The sequence below is a fragment of the Brachyspira sp. genome, assembly GCF_029258575.1.
In the GTDB taxonomy this organism is placed as follows: domain Bacteria; phylum Spirochaetota; class Brachyspiria; order Brachyspirales; family Brachyspiraceae; genus Brachyspira.
Genome location: NZ_JARHYI010000013.1, coordinates 1 through 18696, shown reverse-complemented (window position 1 = coordinate 18696; position 18696 = coordinate 1). Strand labels below are relative to the sequence as shown.

The window sequence follows — 18696 nt, the reverse complement described above, 5'->3', positions numbered from 1 at the left end:
AATATGGCATTAAAGTTTCAATACAATAAAACGGCTCTTCAAAACCTAAGACGCCAGCTTTCTATTCGTGAGAAAGCATTGCCTACTTTGAAAAGTAAAGAGGCAGCACTTCGTCTTGAGGTGAGAAAGATTACCGCTGAGATTGAATTACTTAAAGAAGAATACCAAAAGTTAGTTAAAGAAAATCAAAACTACAATGGTTTTTGGACTGAGTTTCCTGAGATAGTAAAAATCAAGAAAATCAATTCCGAATTAAAAAACATTGCAGGTGTTAAGGTTTCTATACTTTCTAACATAGATTTTGCTATTGAAAATGTCAGCCTATTTAATATGCCTTCTTGGATAAGGCTTGCTATAAGTATGTTTGAGAGTCTTATGACTATTCAAATAAAAATAGAAATGACTGAGGCAAGACTTAATGCTTTGGCTTATGCTAGGAAAAAAACTACTCAGAAAGTTAACCTTTATGAGAAAGTACAAATACCTGAGTATAAAACTGCCATCATCAAGATTAAAAGGTATATGGAGGATGAGGATAATTTAAGTAAGTCTTCTCAAAAGATAGTAAAAGAAAGAAATAGAGCTAAGGAGGCATCTTTATGATTAGAAAAATGAAGAAACTCTCTCTCTTTGTCTTTCATGAGGATAGGGAAAAAACTTTAAGCGATTTAGCATCACTAGGACTTGTTCATATTGAAATTATTAATGGTGTTTCAAGTGAAAATATAGAAAGTATTTCCAGCAAGAAAAATGATGCTTTAAAAGCTAAAAATATAATTAATAATGCTTTGGCTGAAGCTAAAAAAGCTAAAAAAGATGTTTCTAATGTGAAAGCTACTGATACATCTAAAAAAGCTAATGAAGTTATAGAGGCAGTTATTAATACTTATCAGGCTTCTGATAAATTAAAAGCTGAAAGAGATGCTCTTAGAAAGGAATTATCTATTATAGCTCCTTTCGGTAATTTTAGCTTCTATAAAGTTAATGGCTTAAAAGAAAAAACAGGTTACGGAATTTTATTCTATAGTGCTAATGCTAAAGAATATAATGATTATAATTTCTCTGAAGTTAAGGATATATTTACTTATACTATTAAAGAGGAATCAGGAAAAGTTTATTTTGTAGCTTTCAAGAAAGAGGGAAGCGAAGAGAATATTCCATTTGATATAGTTAATATGCCTAATCAATCTTATAATGATATAAATGAGAAAATATCTAAACTTGATAAAGAGATAGAAAATAATGATACTGAGATAATTAAAAATCAAGTATATATGGAATCTATCAATAAAGAAGTGGATAATCTTAATATATCTAATCATTTTGAAGAGGCTAAAGAAAGTTTTGTAGCTAGCGAAGGTACTGAAGGAAAAATCCTTTATGTTGAAGCTTATTTACCTAAAGATAAAGAAACTGAAGTTAAAACTTTGCTTGATAGTAAAAAGATAGCTTATATAATGGAAGATCCTGCTAGAGATGACAAAGTTCCTGTTGAGCTTAAAAATAATAAGTATTCAGGTGCTTATGAGCTCATTACAAAATTATTCCAATTACCGAACTATTTCGAGATAGATTTAACTCCTATGATAGCAGTTTTCTATCCTTTATTCTTTGCTTATTGTTTCGGTGATTCAGGTTATGGTATAGTATTGACTATAGTTGCTTTGATAGGCTTATTTACAGTATTAAAAGGACAGTTAAGAGGGGTAGGTATACTTGCTTTAACATTGGGTATATGTACTACTATTATGGGTATTATTAATGGAGGAAGTTTCTTCGGTGTAAGCATACCTGCTAATACTCAAATACCTATATTTGCTACTTTAAGTAAGTATTTAATTATTACTGATCTTAAAGAAAATTGGTTCTTAACTCCATTTAATACAGCATTGCTTATAGGTGTACTTCATATATGTTTTGCTTTATTGGTAGGTGTTATAGACAGAATCAAGACTAGTCCTATAGGAGATATACTTGCTGCTGTAGGTAAACTTCTATTTATTCCAGGACTTGTTTTATGGTTCTTGGGTGATATGCAGAAGATGGAAGTTATAAAGCAATTCAGCACAGTATATTATGCTTTAATAGCTGTAGGTTTAGTATTCTTAGTAATACTTTCTAATGTAGGTAAGAAACCTGATGTATTAAACTCTATACTTGGCGTGTATTTTGCTGCTACTGGTATAATGGGTGATACACTTTCTTATATACGTTTATTTGCTTTAGGTGCATCTGGTTCTATATTAGCATTGGTAATAAATCAGATAGGTTTAAGTTTCAAAGCTATTCCCGGTGTAGGTGTGGTAATAATGGTGGTATTCCTTGTATTAGGTCATATAGCTATATTCTTACTAAACATACTTGGTGCTTTGGTACACCCTTTGAGATTAACATTTGTAGAATTCTACAACAATGTTGGTTTTGAAGGCGGAGGAAAAGAGTATAAGCCTCTCAAAAAAGTGGCTTAATTATAATTTTATAAATAATCATAATTAAAAAAAGAAAATAATCTAAAAAAGGAGATTTTATTATGGGTTTTACAATGAACACAGCACTTTTATTAGGATATTTAGGTGCAGGATTAATGGTAGGTATGTCTGGTATTGGTAGTGCGGTTGGTACTTCTATTTCTGCTATGACTACAGTTGGTGCTTTAAAGAAGAACAAAGATGCATTTGGTAGCTGTCTTGTTTTAAGTGCGTTACCTGGTACTCAGGGACTTTATGGTTTTGCTGCTTTCTTCATTATGCAGCCTTACTTAACAGCTGATATAAACATCTTCCAAGGTGCTGCTATATTAGGTGCTGGTATTGCTGTTGGTTTAGCTTGTATGATTTCAGCTATATTCCAAGGTAAGGTTTGTGCTAACGGTGTTGAGGCTATAGGTAATGGTTATGATGTATTTGGTAACACTATCATCGTTGCTGTATTCCCAGAACTTTACGCTATCGTTTCTTTTGCTACAGCATTCTTAATCAGCGGTGTTTTAGGTGCTTAATTAAAGAATTAATAAAAGTGAGATAAATTAAAAATCCGTAGGAGTGTAATGACTCTTACGGATTTTTTTATTGCATAAATAGATTAATTAATATCAATAAATTATTGTGATATTCCTCTTTTGAAAATATTAATTATTTTTTCGGTTATATATAATAGTTTCGTTTTTTATTTGAGGAATTAAAATTTTTTGTATAATGTATCTTCATTTTCTGATTTAGAAAAATCATACATACATTAAACTTCAATCAAATCTTTATTCATACAAAATTTTTTACTTTTGTTATTATATTTTTATGATTAAATGAACCTAACATCTCTTTAAAATTAGATAAATATATATTTTTTTAGTCCAATAGTTAAAATAAAAAATTAAGTTGTGAAAATCCAAATTGACAAATAATGATACTCTGTTAAAATAGCTTAATGAAAATATTATAATGGAATACTATAAATATGTCAGAAAATTATAAAGTAATAGCGAGAAAATACCGTCCTCAAACTTTTGAAGAGGTTATAGGTCAGGAACATATTACTAAAACAATATCAAAAAGTATAGCACAAAATAAAGTAGCTCATGCATATCTTTTTTCAGGGGCACATGGAGTTGGAAAAACTTCTCTTGCAAGAATTATAGCTAAAGCTTTAAATTGCGTTAATGGTCCTACAGATCATCCATGTGGAGTTTGTCCTTCTTGTACACAAATAGAAAACGGCACTCCTCTTGATGTTATAGAGATTGATGGTGCTAGTAATAGAGGTATTGAAAATATAAGAACTATTATAGAAAATGTGAGAATATCTCCAGTTGCGGGAAAATATAAGGTATATATTATAGATGAGGTGCATCAGATAACTAATGAGGCTTTTAATGCTTTGCTTAAAACTTTGGAAGAGCCTCCTGCTCATGTTGTATTTATACTTGCAACTACTGAGGCGGATAGGGTACTTCCTACTATAAGAAGCCGATGTCAGCAGTATACTTTTAAATCTTTGGGTATTGAAGATTTGGAGAAGATATTAAAAGGAATATTAGATAAAGAAAATATAAAGTATGATGAAGAGGCTATATTTTTAATTGCAAAGCAGGCTAGGGGTTCTGTACGAGACAGTGAAACTATACTAGAAAAGATGATAGCATATACCACAGATAAAAAGCATATAACTAGCGAAGATGTCAATGCGGTTGTGGGGGGGAATAATTTTTCTTTTGTTAAAGAGTTTTTTGATATTATGATGCTTTCTGATAAAAAAAAATATTTCGAGTTTATGAAAAATTTATTTGCAGAATCTGTTGATCCTAGAACTTTTATGAATAGTATAATTGAGTATTTGAGAGTTGTACTTATGATAAAAAGCTCTATTGATGATGTTAAATTACTTGAGATAACCGAAAATGAAAGAGATGATTTAAAAGTTTTTGCTAATCATTATAATGATGATGAGATAGAAAGGATACTTGATTATATATTATCGGCTGAAGAGCGTGTAAGAAGTGCTTCTAATCCTAGAACTATATTTGAAATGCGTATGCTTTTACTTCTTAATACTGATAATTTGATTCGTCCTGTTGATATAATTTCTGCAGATATTCAACAAATGCATGTACAATCAGAAGCGGTTATTAATGAATATGATACTACTTCTGTTGCAGCGGAAAATAATATTAATAAAAAGCAGTATGATGTTCCTTTGAATCCTACAGATAAAAGACAGATATTTTATAATAAGATACTTTCATTTATAGAAACAGAAAGCCCTACAATATATTCTTTATTATCTCAGGGCAATCCTATAGAAAGTAAGGGTGCTGTTTTGATAGTGGCGTTACCTGATCATATATTTGATATGACGCAGTCGGATAAACGCATTAATGATTTGGTGGCAAAGGCTATACCTAGATTCACAAAGAATAAAGATGTGGCTATACAGTTTCAAAGGGCTGTTGAAGGTAATATGATAGATAAATTAAAAACTCGTTTGCAGGCTACTGAAGTAGATGAGAGTTCTTTATAATATAAAAATAAGTGATTGATTATGAATATAGATAATTTGAATGTTGTAATAAAAGAATTATTAAAATTAAGAGGAATAACTTCAAAAGAGGATATTTATGATTTCTTCTTTCAGGATATATACTCATTGTCAAATCCATTTAATATAAGTGATATTAATGTATTTGTAGATAGAATAAAAGAAGCTATAGAAAATGATGAGAAAATATTAGTATATGGTGATAAGGATGCAGACGGAGTAACTGCTGCATCTATTATATATAATACTCTTAAAGTTGTTACAAAGAATGTGGAAGCATTTGTACCCAATCATACAACGGGATATGGGCTTTCTAAGGCTGTTATAGAGGAGTATGCTAATTTGGGTGTAAGTCTTATTATTACAGTTGATTGCGGTATATCTAATGCGGAGGAAGTGGAGTTTGCAAGAGATTTTTCTATTGATATTATAGTAACAGATCATCATGATATACCTGAAATACTTCCTAATGCTTATGCTGTATTTAATCCGAAGCTTTCAAATACTGGTTTTTCCAATAAAAATTTTTCAGGATGTGCTGTAGCTTTTAAGCTTATGCAGGCATTCGTATTTTCTTATACTAAACTTTATAATAAGGATATAATAGTATTAGATTATGAGATTGATAAAAAGAATAATATTATAAAAAAGATAAGAGCTTTAAAATCTACTAATTTTGTTATAAGCGATGAGGTATTCGGTTTTGAGCTTGTTAATGATAATAATTGCTATAAGTCTATTTATGTGGATTATTATGATGAGTTTATGAGCGAAGATGAGGTATTGGAAGAGCTTGCTAGTTATATGTTTGAGGGCGATGGTACTGTACTGGTTCTTACTGGAGGAGAAGACAGGCTTAAAAAACTTTTATCTTTTTATGAGAAGTATGAAATATATTTGCCTGAATATGATAGTGTTTATGATTTGCTTCAGCTTGGAGCTAGATACGGAAACATCAATATAAAAAACATGAAAACTTTAGATGATTTTGCTTTAGCTCTTAATGTTAATATTTACAGATATGAGGGTATAGAGCATAGAGATTTGATTATAAAGATGGAAATATTTAAAAGATTGTTTTATATAAGTCAGAAACAGCTTCAAAACTATATACGGAAGAAATCAATACTTGTATTATTTGGTACTGTTGCCGATGTAGTACCTCTTGTAAGGGAGAATAGGGCTTATATTAAATGTGCTTTAAAGGAATTGGAGAAGCCTAATCATATTAGATATAATGTTATGCTTGAGAAAATTAATTTGCTTAATACTAAAATAGATACTCAGATAGTAAGTTGGAGACTTGCCCCTTTTATTAATGCTGCTGGAAGAATGGGAAGTCCTGAAACGGCTTTAAAACTTCTTACATGCGAACTTAAAGAGGAGGCTTTAAGTTTATCAGATGAGATTTATAATATGAATGAAACTAGAAAATCTTTGACTGAATCGAATTTTTCTACGGTAAATGAATATATAAAGATTAATAGTTGCTTGGATTTTCCTATAATAGTGGTAAAGAGCAGGGAGATAGAGCAGGGACTTACTGGATTGATAGCTGGAAAAGTTTTAAGCGAATATGGAAAAACGGCGGTTATTATGTATGAAAGCGAAGAAGGTGTTTGTATTGGAAGTATAAGAAGCAGGGGCGATGATAATGCTAGGGATATGCTTGATTATGCTAATGCTTATTTAACCAAATTTGGAGGACATAAAAATGCTGCGGGATTTACATTAAACAGCAGTAATTTTGATAAGTTTAGAGAGAAAATAGTAAATTATGCATCAACTCAGAATTTTACCGTAGAAAAAAATGATGATGTTTTTGATATGGAAATAAGCTTCAAAGATATAGATATGAAATTCGCTAAATCATTAGAATTATTTGAGCCTTATGGTTTTGGAAATGAAGAGCCTTTATTTATATCAAAGAATGTAAAAGTTAATGATATAGGCAGAATGCAAAAAAATAATAAACTTCATTTAAGATTAGAACTTATTCAGGATAATAAAAAAGTAAATGGTATTATATGGAATAGTAGCGAAGAAGAAGTACAAAAATTATTATCTTCAAACTATTTGGATATTATTTATAAAGTTAAAGTCAATCGCTTTAATGGTAATGAAGATGCCAGAATATACATAGACAAATATAAGGTTTTTTAATTATATCTATAGTTTTCTCTCTCTCTTCAATACTTATCTTGTATTTTTACTATAATATTTAGATTATCAAGCATAACTCTATAAATTTTAGACAATAATAAGTACAATATGCAAATAAAAAGGGAGGTTCAAAAGCCCCCCTAAAAAGTTATATTTACTCTTTAAATTCTATTTCAAATTATTATTGGAAAGAAGGTAAATACCAAGTTACACCAGTAGCAGCATTAAATTTAACTTTATCTTCTATTTGTTGTGCTTTTGGACTAGCTATTTCAGCTTCAAAATACCATTCTAAGTCTTTAACAGGAGTAATAGAAATCTCTCCATAAGCTGCCCAAGATAGAGTATGAGTAATTTTGTTTGCATATTTCAATCCTGAACTATAAGCTTTATAACCTAATCCACCTTCTGCATAAACACTAACTATATCAGAATTAGCTGATAAACCTAAAGTTGGAAGTACATTCAATTCCCAAGGGTTAGAGATATATTTATCAGCAACATCAGTTGGAGGAGTTATACCTGAACCTGCTGTAATACCAATTTCTCCTAGACCTGTTTTAGTAGCATCTAAAGAAGTATCATAAGTAATTTTGATGAAAGGCTTCAAACCTACATCTCCAACTTGAGCACCAAAATATGCTCTGAAATCAAAACCAAGTGAAGAAGCTGTATATGTTTTATTTACACCGTTATCTTTGTATGATACTTGATTCATACCATATTTTATAGTTAATCTTAATTCACTAAAAGCTTCTATACCTGTATAATATCTAATTTGAGGATCCAAACTTATTCCTAGATATTTAGGATTTAAGATATCAGGAACTCCAGTAGTATCAAAATTTAGTACACCTACTTGTACAGGAACAACTATTCTTAAATTATTATTCAAGAAATTCATAGCTATTACAGGAGTATGTACACTTAAATTATATTTAGACTTAGTAGCTCCTCTAAACTCGTCAGTATAATCATAATTATATCCAATACCTATACCAAAAGCATCTGTAGTATAACCTATACCTAATGATAATGTAGGGATAAATTTACCTTGTGATAATATTTGTCCTAAAGCTGTTTCAGATTCATCTCTAACACCTATTACACCTTTAATTGCACCGTTGCCTAAAACCAATCCCATTTGTCTTGTTCTGAATCTTAATTGATTTGCATCAGTTAAGAAATCAATCCAGTCATTATTACCACCATAATAACCAAAAGCTGATGAAGCAATTATAGTAAATAGAGCCATAGCTGTTAACAAAACTTTTTTCATTTTTTCTCCTTGATTATTTTATTTATCAATTTCAGTATAATTAATTTTAATAAGAAAGTCAATATAAAACATATAAATTTATCAAAAAATATTATTAATAATAATGCTTTTTGCGTTATTTTATATAAAAATCAATAAGAAATGTATTAATATATTTAATTATTATGCTTGAAAAATTATCATAATTTAATGAATTTAGAATTAAGTATTATCATTAATTCATATATGCTTTAATTACAATTTCTCTATTTCGTCGATTTTTAACCCTGTTAATTTACTAATTAAATTAATATCTAAATTTTCTTTTTTCATTCCTAATAAAAAATATTATTTTACAGATAAATGAAAAACTAGATTAAATTTTTATATACCAAAAATACTTTTACTGTTATAGATGCTTCACAATTTTTTAAATTAAATTTCTGCTTTCATAGTATTCTTTCCAGCGTTTACCCATCTTTTCGGCTTTTATTTTTACAGAGTTATTAAAATAGTTTTTTAATTTAGGTAAATCATCTTTATTCTCTTTAGCAACACTTCCTATCAAATTTCCTACTATAGTTTCCATTTTGATATTTTTATCTCCATAATAATAGGAATGAAGTGCCGACTGATAGTAAACAGATACAGCCTCAGCGGTACTCATAACTGAATTTAATTCCTGTATCTTAGCATTTTCAAAGCTTTTACCACTTCTAAGTTCATTGAATGTCGTAGCAAGTACATCTACAACATCATAATCTATATCGATATCTATATCAGCAAGCTCTAATAATGTTTGGCATTGATTTGTTATAATTTCGCCTTCTAATTTAGGATTTTTTATAGGTTCAACAGTTTCAAAATTGAATCTTCTTTTTAAGGCACTGCTCATTTCATTGATACCTTTATCCCTTGTATTGGCTGTAGCTATGATATTAAAGCCAGCATTAGCAAATAGTACTCTATTTTGTTCTGGTATATTCATTATTTTATCGCTTAGTATACTTATGAGTGAGTCTTGTATTTCAAGAGGACATCTTGTTATTTCTTCAAACCTTGTTATTATACCTCTGCTCATTCCTATATAAACAGGAGATGGTATTAATGCTTCTTCTGTAGGACCTTTAGCGAAAAGCATAGCATAATTCCAAGAGTATTTTATGTTATCTTCATTAGTTCCAGCTGTTCCCTGTATGGTGATAGTACTGTTTCCGCTTATAGCTGCTGATAATAATTCGCTTAGCATAGTTTTAGCTGTTCCGGGCTCTCCTACAAGCATCAGACCTCTATTGCCTGCTAATGTTATGATTGCTCTTTCTACCAAGGCATCATCTCCGTAGAATTTCCTCTTTATTACCGTACCGTCTTTTAATTCCTTACCTAATATGAAATCTCTTACAGATTGAGGAGATAGCTGCCAATTTTTGGGCTTATTATTTTTATCCTCATTCTTTAAAGCTTCAAGTTCCTCTTTATAAAGTTCTTCCATTAAAGGTTTTTGATGTATCTTTTCGTTATTATCTTTTTTCACAGCCATAAAAACTCCGTTTAATAAAAAATTATTGAGAAATAGTTTTTCGTTTCTCCCATAAAAATAAACCTATACCTATTAGTATAACAGTAATTCCTATTAATTGCTTAAAACTTATACTTTCATGCAAAATAAAATATCCCAATATACAAGTGCCTGCTGCCTCACCTAATATAGTCATAGATATTATAGTAGCAGAAAAATATTTTAAAAGCCAAGTAAATATTACTTGTCCAAGCATAGTTGATATAAATGTTATTCCAAGTATATTAATCCAAGTATTTAATGAATATCCTACAAAACTTACATTCATTGAATAAGATAAAATTCCCAAAAAAATAAATGCACTAAAATAAGTTAAGCTAATCCAAGTTAAAGCGGATAATCTTCTTCTTGTATACTGTCCTATAATAAAATATGCACTTATAAGTCCTGCAGATATAAAAGCTATAAAATCTCCGAGTAATGCTTTTTTACTTATTTGAAAATCTCCAATTCCTATGATTACGGATCCTGCAACTGCTGTAATAAAACCAAGTACAGCCAGTTTATTATATTGTTCTTTAAAAAAGAAATGTCCAGCCACAAAAGCAAATAAGGGCTGAAGTGTTACTATAACAGTGGAGCTTGCTACGGAAGTGAGATTCAAAGATTGAAACCATAAAAAATAATGTAATGCCAGTGATAAGCCTGATATAACAGAAAGTATTATTTCTTTTTTGCTTAGAGATTTAATTTCAGTTCTCAAAGATTTTTTTGATATTGTTATTATTGATATAAAGCAGAATGAGATAAATATTCTATAGAAGGCTATTATAGATGATGGGGCATCAGCGAGCTTTACAAAGATTGCAGAAGCAGACAATGCCATAACGCCTATAAATAAAAATATAGCCATAAAATTTAACCTCAAAATAATTACAATATAATATATTAAAAATATACTATTGCAACATAAAAAAAGATTAACTATTAAATTAAAAACTTTTTTCTAATTCCCCGCCCTCTATATTTTTTGCTGCCTATACTATAATGCAATTTTCTCATCTCAATAAGTTTCAATTGCAAAAAGCATTCCCACCCTAGTTTTTTATTATATTTTTAATCGCTTTAACGCACGGTGAACAGATTTATATATTTAATTTAAATTATAATTCAAAATCATTATATATTTTTTACTTCGTTCTGCGTGCGGTTAATAAAATTCAAAATTTAAAATTTCACTAGGGTGGGTGCTTAAAAATTCTTATTTTGTAAAAAGGAAATAAAAAATGAAAATGCCGATAAAATTATCCAGTATAAAGGGTGGGCATATGTAAGTAAATTTACAGTGATATAATGCCTTTATTTTATAATAAAAAAATGTAAAAAAACTTTGACAAAACCTAATTTTTTAAGTATATATAATATAGATGATAATTCTATAAGGAGATTATTTTTTATTATGAAGAAATATATTTTTATAATGGCTATATTAATATCAAATATTATTTTCGGATATAATCAGACATTCAAAGTTGGAGAATATATAAAGTATGATGTTTTAGCACAGGTTCCTGAGTTTAATATAAGCGGAAAGGTAGGAATGCTTGAGGCAGAGGTTCTAGCAATAAGTAATGTAAATGGTATACCAGCTTATCATCTTTATGCCCATGTATATACTACAGGTGCTGCTAATTGGATTTATAAAGTAAGCGATATATTTGAAGCTTGGGTATCTACAAATGATTTTAAGCCTATCGTCTTAAAGAAAGATACCACCGAAGGAGAATGGACTAATAAAGAAACTTTAACTTTCTACAATAATTATTATTTATTTAATGATAAAAGAACTGTTGATGAAAAGATAGAATTTAAAGGCATGGCTTTCGATGCTTTATCATTAGTATTTTTTATGCGTTTTGTTGATAAGAATATAGGTACATTTCAAATTAATTGGCTAGAAGGAAAAAATGTAAAAAAAGATATTAGATTTACTATAGAAAATGGAGAAGATTTGAAAACCAAATTGCAAAAAGATAAACTTCCTACAGTAAGAGTTTATGAAAAAGATAAATATGGAACAGATGCCTTGATTGCTAGAGATGTTTATAATCAAGTACCTTTAGATGTTATTATAGCGGAACAGAGAGTATATGGTCTTACAATAAGAGTTAGAGGCATTATAAGGCAATATAAAGACGGAAAATAGAAATAATATATTTTTTATCTTAAAAAGAGACAGTGTTAATACCGTCTCTTTTTTTATAATAATTTTTTTATAAAAAATTATTTGCTTGCTTCGTATTTATCATTTATCTCTTTTATTAAGCTGTCAATAACTTCATCGCTCATACCATGCCCTCTGCATCCTTCCTCTAAACTTTCCCAACTTGCAACATGGCACCCTACACAATGAAGCCCTCTACTCATCATAATTTCCACAGAATCTGGAAATATTTGTATAATCTCACCTATACTCATAGTTTTGTTTATCATATTAATTACCTCTTAATTTATTTTATTATATAATAATATATTATATTTTTTTGTCAAAGTGTAAAATTATTATTTAGAATAGGGTATAAATTATTAAAGTTTTTAATATATTTTCTTAAATAATTAAGATTCAATTCACCTGTATTTTCCAAAGCTTTTATTTCCATTTTTGACATTCTTTTAACATCATGATTTCTACCCAATTTCTTATATATTCTCTTTAATGTCATTATAACATATATATTATGTGAATGTTGTTCTATATTTTCAAATAAAGTTAAAGATGTAAATAAATCAAATCCTTCTATATTATTAAGTGCGAAATATGAATATAACAAAGATACATAATCATGTGAATCTTTACCCCAAACATCTACAGTTTTTTTTATTATATCAAAAGCTCTTTCTTCATTTTTTTGAACACCTATACCTATATAGTAGCAATGAGCAATTAGTCCGCTAGAGCATGAACATTTTGAATTACTCTTTTCACATATATCTTTAGCTTTATTATATATTTCAAAAGCTTTATTATAATCTTTCTCTGCACCTCTTCCTATTTCATAGGATCTTCCTATAATAGTTAAAGCACATCCCAATGTATTGTCCAAATCAAAAGCTATATTAGCCATAGAAACAGCAAACTCTGGATATGGTGTTATAATATCTCCATAAAATAATTCTTGAGCATATATATAGTATGATAAAGCATCATTTAATTCCATTGCCTTTTTTAACATATATATGCCTTCATCATTATATTCTTTTGGCATATTATAAAACATTATTTTGGCAATGGATCTGTATATAGTAGCCTTATTCAAACTGCTATTTAAACAGCTTTTTAAATTATCTAATATTAATTTATAATCATTAGAACCCATCATTTGAAGAGAATAGGCATAAATAAATCTTATATAATATATTTCATCATCTTCATCATCTATATAAGTAAAAAATTCTTGGCATAATTTAACAGTTTTTTCATAATTTTTTATTTCATAATTAGAAAATATTAAAAGATAATAAGTAGAGTATTTATATTCTGATTTATCTATATGAGATAAATATTTCAAAGCCTCCAAATAATCATTATCGCTTTGAGCATAATTATGATATAATTCCGCAATTTTCTCATAAAGCCAAGACTCATTATTTTCTTTGAGTATTATTTTGAACTCATCAATAGCTTTTTTTATTTCGCCTTGATAAGCATATAAGTTTCCTCTATAATATCTATGCTGAAGACTATTTATACCAAGCAAGTCTATAACTTTTTCAAGTAAATAAAATGCCTCTTCTAAATCTTTTCCCTCTTCCTGACTATCAGGATAATTTTTATCTTCATTTTCTATAATTAAATCATGCAATGCCTGAATTTTTCCAAGCAAAGCATTTAATCTATATTTATTACTATGTTTCAAAAGTTCATTATAATTTTCTATAGCTTTTCTATAATTTTCTTTAATAAAATACCATTCTGCTCTTTCATATATAGCATTAAAATTCATATTATTTAATTCTATAGCTTTATCCAAAAAGAATATAGCATCATCATAAAATTCAGATTTTATTCCCTTTTTTGAAAGTATTATGCCTTTAAGAAAATAAGCATCATCATAAAAAGGAAAATCATAAATAAGTTTATTAGCCTCTATATCCGCTTTAGTAAGTATATTGAGATTATAATAACAAAGCCCTCTTTCAAATCTAGCTATTTTGCTGTTTTCAAAAGTTACATTTTTTATGAAATCATCATAATATCCTATAGCCTGATGGAAATCAGCTTCATTTTCTCCATTATTTAAATAGCTACTTGCAAGTATTAATAGAGCATCATATGCAGTATTATCTTTTTCAAAAAGTATTTGAGCATACTCTCTTTCTTTATCAGTATTCCTCAAATCTCTATTAAGATACATTAAACCTCTATAAGCATCTATTATATTGGGGTCTATATCTATAGATTTATTTAGATCATATTCTATTGTTGAATATATTAAAGCTCTTCTAGCATCATATTTATTTTTATCGAATTCTTCATTTTGAAGTTCTATAAATGCCGATTTGCCTCTCATATAAAAGGCTTTGGCATTGTTTGGTTCTTTAGATATAATAATATCCAATTCTTCTATTGCTTTTCTATAATCTCCATCATCAATATATTTATTTATTTCATCTAAAGAACTCATATTAATTTATATCCTAGATACTAAATTTAGTAAAAATTGAAATACAAATCTTAATATTATAGGGGCAACTAATTGCAAAATTAAAAGAAATACCAAAGGAGATAAGTCTAGCATTCCTACGATAAGTCTTTTTCCTGCGAATACTTTATCTATAACTCCATCAGTTATTTTGTAAAAGAAATTTACTATAGGATTGTAATAATCTAAATGCATAGCTCCAAAAGCCTGAAGCCAGCTTAATATAATCCATATAAACCATATGAAAGAATAAAGTCTTAAAGTTTGTGTAAGCAGATAGTATATAAATCTTATAGTTTCTATTAACATATATTTTCCGTATATTATTTAATATTTTTAAGAGCTTCATCTATATTTTCAGCAGTATTTACTATAGTTAAAAACTTAGTAGCTTCAAATAAGTCCTTTAATTGTCTACTTAATGAACAGAAGTATACTATACCTCCATTCTCTCCTGATACTCTCAAAGCAGATGCTATTAATCCTAAAGCTGAAGAACATATATATTCAATATTATGAAAGTCAAATATAAAGTTTAAAGCTCCTGCATTTTTGACATAATTTAATTTTTCTTCTAAAATATCTACATTTTCAGATATAATATTCTTTTCTATATTTATTACGGCTGTTTTATCCTCAATGATTGTACGAACCATGTAAACTCCTTATATTAATAAAAAATATAAAAATAGAACTATATTTATTATTTTTTAATATATTATAAAACTTCAAAAAATCAAGCAGTTTTTTACTACTTATTATCCCATTCTATAAGTATAGGACAATGATCGCTTCCCATAACATCAGTTAATATATCTGCCTTTTTGATGTTTCCTGCTATTTCACTATTTACAAAGAAATAATCTATTCTCCAACCCACATTTTTTTCACGAGATCTAGTTTTCATATCCCACCAGCTATAATGTCCACCTTCTTTGACAAACATTCTAAATGTATCTATAAAACCTTTATTCAGAAATTCAGTTATTTTATCTCTTTCTTCTGGAAGAAACCCTATACTTTTTTCATTTTCTTTAGGTCTTGCCAAGTCTATAGCCTCATGAGCAATATTCATATCTCCGCATAGTATAACATTAGTTTTGCTCTTTAATTTGCTTAGATGTTTTATTATCTCATCATAAAATGAAAGTTTATATTGGAAATGCTCTTCTGATTTTCCACCGTTTGGAAAATATACATTAAATATTGTGAAGTCATCAAATTCCAAAGAAAGTATTCTTCCTTCTCTATCTGAAAATTTACTTCCTAATTTATTTTTTACTTCCTTATTTGGTTTTAATTTTGTATATATAGCAACTCCGCTGTATCCTTTCTTTATTTCTGGGTCGGCAGGATTTATGAAAAGCTCATATCCTTCTATATTTCTTAAATCGGAAGGCAACTGTTCTTCAAAAGCCTTAGTTTCTTGAAGACATATTATATCAGGATTTTCTTTCTTTATAAAATCAACTAATCCTTTTTTATGAGCTGCTCTTATTCCATTAACATTCCAAGATATTATTTTTAAAAGACTCATTATACAACCTTTTTTATTTAATCGTTATATATTATAAACTTTATCTACTAATAACACAAGTATAAGTAAAATTTATAACATATATTTTGTCATAATTATAATATAAATTAGATTGATTTTTTTTTATAATTGTATTATCATATGTATATAAAATAATTTAAGGTTTTATTTTGAAAGTAAGATTTCTTGGAAGCAGAGGATCAATACCAACCCCAGGTAATAGTTTTAGCGAATATGGTGGTAATACATCATGTATACAGGTTATAGATGATGATGGGAACTATATAATACTTGATGCAGGAAGTGGACTTAAAAATGCTAGTTATTATGCTTTAAAATCTGATAAAACAGAAAGTATAATACTTCTTACCCATTTCCATTGGGATCATATTATAGGAATACCTTTCTTTGCTCCATTTTTTTCTGATAAATACAGTTTCACTATATACGGACCTAAAGATTCCTCTACAGAAATGTATGATACTATAAATAATATATTAGCTAAAGATTATTTCCCTATAAATTTAGAGCAGTTTGCCGCTAATCTTAAATTTGAAGCCTTTTATGAAGGTAAAAAAATAATTTTTGGAGATATGCTTATAGAAAGTATATGGGTTAATCATCCTTGCCATACATTATCATATAAAATAACTTCTGGGAATAGAACAGTTGTTTATCTTACAGATCATGAACCTTATAAAAAGCGTCTTCATGCTCAGCATCCTTCACTTTCTCATTATAATCATAATGCAGATTTACTTCATGCCAGATTAATAGATTTTGTAAGGGGAGCTAATGTTCTTATTATAGAAGGCGAATATACAAAAAGTGAATATTACAATGGACATGTAGGCTGGGGACATTCTACATTAAATGATGCAATTCAAGTAGGGCTTGATGCTGATGTTCCTTATGTTATACTTCATCATCATAATCAAGAAAGAACTGATGCTCAAATAGACCTCATACATAATAAATTAATGGCTTTTCTTAAAAAAGAGGAAATTGATTTACAGCTTGCTTTTGCTAAAGAAGGTTCTTATATTAATATATAAATATAAGTTTTTTAATTTATACTAAAATATTTTATATCTTTTATATTTTGTTCAATTTTTTGCATCTCTTTTTCTTTAAATTTTATTCTGATATTTTTAAAGGAATACCCCTAGAAATTTTATTTATTTTGTTAATTTCTCTATTTATATTTTGTATTTATGTGCAATTATAAATTAAAAGTTATAAAAATCAATTATAATTAATAGGTAATTATATATAAAATTTACCCAAACCAAATAAATACTAAACTATAATAACTATAAAATAATAAAAAGGAAGTTAACTATGTCTGAAAATAAAAACACTTTACTTTACGGAAATTCTCCTGCAGTAGTAGGAAATCCTATAAGAGAAATACCTTCTGATCAAATTAAAGATCATGATTTGTCTATGCTATTTGTAACACATGGAGATTCTTATGATGAAAAAGAATTAATTAGAATGCCTTCTACAGATACAATGATAAAATTACACTGCGGTGATAACTTAAAAGATATCTTGTCAAACTCTAAATATCCTAATTGTTATACAGCTCTTATACCGCACATAATGCTGGAAACAAATACTCAAATATATCCAAAGTTAACAGCTGACGGGCATAAAGCTATATTAACTTCTCTTCCTAACTTAAAAAATATAAATGCTGAATCTATGCTGGTAACTGACGGAACTAAAGAGCCTAGAGTTTGGAAAGTTACTTATTATTTTGACGGTAAATTTGCTATACAGGAAGCATTATTCTGCGGGCTTGAGTTTATAAGATGGGCTGTTGACGGGAATGTATGGGGTTCTTGGACATTTAAGAATGATCAAAACCTTATAGGTACTATGAGATTAGATTATATAGATGTAAGGACAGCTGCTGAAAATACTTTTGTTAATAGAATGGGCTGGATTAGTACAAATACTACTATAACTTTAACACAATACCCTAGATTATACAGACATATAGAAAAAAATTGGACTAACAGTAATAACGGAGACGCCGGTGCAGTATCTGTAGGCTCATATTGGAAAGATGAAGCCGGAGGAATTCACATACACCCTGAAAATGGATTTTATCCAAGATTTGTAGGTGACGGTACTTATAAAGGTGTAAGAAGCAACCCTGATTATCCTAATGCTTATGCGGGAGATGTTATTGATGATGCTGTTTGTATAAGTATTAATAATGCTGCAGATCAATTTATAGAATATGATCGATGGCTTGGTCCAGGTCATATAATATTAGACAAAGGGGGGTATCATGGTCAAACATCTACGAATATAACTAAAACAAAAATTTATGCTAATAAAATGTCTTATAATGAAACCCGTTCCAAATGCAAGTTCTTTGTTTTATTAATTTATGCAGGATGTCCGGCGTAAATTAGCAGATTAAAAAGAATACTGTTTAATTTATTTTATATAAAGTTAGAGTATGTTCTTT

The 18696-nt window shown here is 28.4% G+C and carries 16 protein-coding genes; 8 read left to right on the top strand and 8 right to left on the bottom strand.

Annotation, left to right across the window (positions count from 1 at the left end):
- The first annotated feature begins 3 nt into the window (after nucleotides 1–3).
- From Q1J76_RS00975 to recJ, 5 genes are all read left to right on the top strand, one after another.
- Nucleotides 4–603: a V-type ATP synthase subunit D gene (locus tag Q1J76_RS00975; protein WP_300377783.1), complete on the top strand. Its 600-nt coding sequence runs from the start codon at nucleotides 4–6 to the stop codon at nucleotides 601–603.
- A complete protein-coding gene (locus Q1J76_RS00970) occupies nucleotides 600–2468 on the top strand; it encodes a V-type ATP synthase subunit I (protein WP_300377780.1) in 1869 nt (622 codons plus the stop codon). The genes Q1J76_RS00975 and Q1J76_RS00970 overlap by 4 nt, the downstream gene beginning before the upstream one ends.
- A 62-nt stretch (nucleotides 2469–2530) precedes the next feature.
- A complete protein-coding gene (locus Q1J76_RS00965) occupies nucleotides 2531–2998 on the top strand; it encodes an ATP synthase subunit C-like protein (protein ID WP_300377777.1) in 468 nt (155 codons plus the stop codon).
- A 455-nt stretch (nucleotides 2999–3453) separates the two neighbouring features.
- Nucleotides 3454–5013, top strand: a complete 1560-nt coding sequence (gene dnaX / locus Q1J76_RS00960; RefSeq protein ID WP_300377774.1) for a DNA polymerase III subunit gamma/tau — start codon at nucleotides 3454–3456, stop codon at nucleotides 5011–5013.
- Nucleotides 5014–5034: 21 nt separating this feature from the next.
- The gene (gene recJ / locus Q1J76_RS00955) at nucleotides 5035–7194 is read left to right on the top strand and encodes a single-stranded-DNA-specific exonuclease RecJ (protein ID WP_300377771.1); all 2160 of its coding nucleotides are present in this window, start codon (nucleotides 5035–5037) and stop codon (nucleotides 7192–7194) included.
- Nucleotides 7195–7375: 181 nt separating this feature from the next.
- Here recJ and Q1J76_RS00950 read toward each other — a convergent pair whose 3' ends face one another.
- The 3 genes from Q1J76_RS00950 to Q1J76_RS00940 form a co-directional block, all read right to left on the bottom strand.
- Nucleotides 7376–8473 carry a cell surface protein gene (locus Q1J76_RS00950; RefSeq protein WP_300377768.1) on the bottom strand — a complete coding sequence of 366 codons (1098 nt, stop codon included), beginning with the start codon at nucleotides 8471–8473 and terminating at the stop codon, nucleotides 7376–7378.
- Nucleotides 8474–8882: 409 nt separating this feature from the next.
- On the bottom strand, nucleotides 8883–9992 hold the full coding sequence (locus Q1J76_RS00945) for an ATP-binding protein (protein WP_300377765.1): 1110 nt from the start codon (nucleotides 9990–9992) through the stop codon (nucleotides 8883–8885).
- A 22-nt stretch (nucleotides 9993–10014) separates the two neighbouring features.
- A complete protein-coding gene (locus Q1J76_RS00940) occupies nucleotides 10015–10884 on the bottom strand; it encodes a DMT family transporter (protein WP_300377762.1) in 870 nt (289 codons plus the stop codon).
- A gap of 546 nt (nucleotides 10885–11430) precedes the next feature.
- Between Q1J76_RS00940 and Q1J76_RS00935 the strand changes: the two genes are divergently transcribed.
- Nucleotides 11431–12177: a DUF3108 domain-containing protein gene (locus Q1J76_RS00935; protein ID WP_300377759.1), complete on the top strand. Its 747-nt coding sequence runs from the start codon at nucleotides 11431–11433 to the stop codon at nucleotides 12175–12177.
- 77 nt (nucleotides 12178–12254) lie between these two features.
- Here the strand turns inward: Q1J76_RS00935 and Q1J76_RS00930 are convergent, their stop codons facing one another.
- The 5 genes from Q1J76_RS00930 to xth form a co-directional block, all read right to left on the bottom strand.
- Nucleotides 12255–12464: a DUF1858 domain-containing protein gene (locus Q1J76_RS00930; protein WP_300377756.1), complete on the bottom strand. Its 210-nt coding sequence runs from the start codon at nucleotides 12462–12464 to the stop codon at nucleotides 12255–12257.
- A gap of 53 nt (nucleotides 12465–12517) precedes the next feature.
- Nucleotides 12518–14656, bottom strand: coding sequence for a tetratricopeptide repeat protein (locus tag Q1J76_RS00925; protein ID WP_300377753.1), 2139 nt, complete (start codon nucleotides 14654–14656; stop codon nucleotides 12518–12520).
- 6 nt (nucleotides 14657–14662) lie between these two features.
- Nucleotides 14663–14983 carry a YggT family protein gene (locus tag Q1J76_RS00920; RefSeq protein ID WP_300377750.1) on the bottom strand — a complete coding sequence of 107 codons (321 nt, stop codon included), beginning with the start codon at nucleotides 14981–14983 and terminating at the stop codon, nucleotides 14663–14665.
- Nucleotides 14984–14997: 14 nt separating this feature from the next.
- Nucleotides 14998–15330: an STAS domain-containing protein gene (locus Q1J76_RS00915; RefSeq protein ID WP_300377747.1), complete on the bottom strand. Its 333-nt coding sequence runs from the start codon at nucleotides 15328–15330 to the stop codon at nucleotides 14998–15000.
- A gap of 95 nt (nucleotides 15331–15425) precedes the next feature.
- A complete protein-coding gene (gene xth / locus Q1J76_RS00910) occupies nucleotides 15426–16211 on the bottom strand; it encodes an exodeoxyribonuclease III (protein WP_300377744.1) in 786 nt (261 codons plus the stop codon).
- A gap of 170 nt (nucleotides 16212–16381) precedes the next feature.
- Here xth and Q1J76_RS00905 point away from each other — a divergent pair, with 170 nt between their 5' ends.
- Together Q1J76_RS00905 and Q1J76_RS00900 are read left to right on the top strand one after the other, a co-directional pair.
- Nucleotides 16382–17266, top strand: coding sequence for an MBL fold metallo-hydrolase (locus Q1J76_RS00905; protein ID WP_300377741.1), 885 nt, complete (start codon nucleotides 16382–16384; stop codon nucleotides 17264–17266).
- A gap of 286 nt (nucleotides 17267–17552) precedes the next feature.
- A complete protein-coding gene (locus Q1J76_RS00900) occupies nucleotides 17553–18635 on the top strand; it encodes a hypothetical protein (RefSeq protein WP_300377738.1) in 1083 nt (360 codons plus the stop codon).
- Nucleotides 18636–18696: the final 61 nt, after the last annotated feature.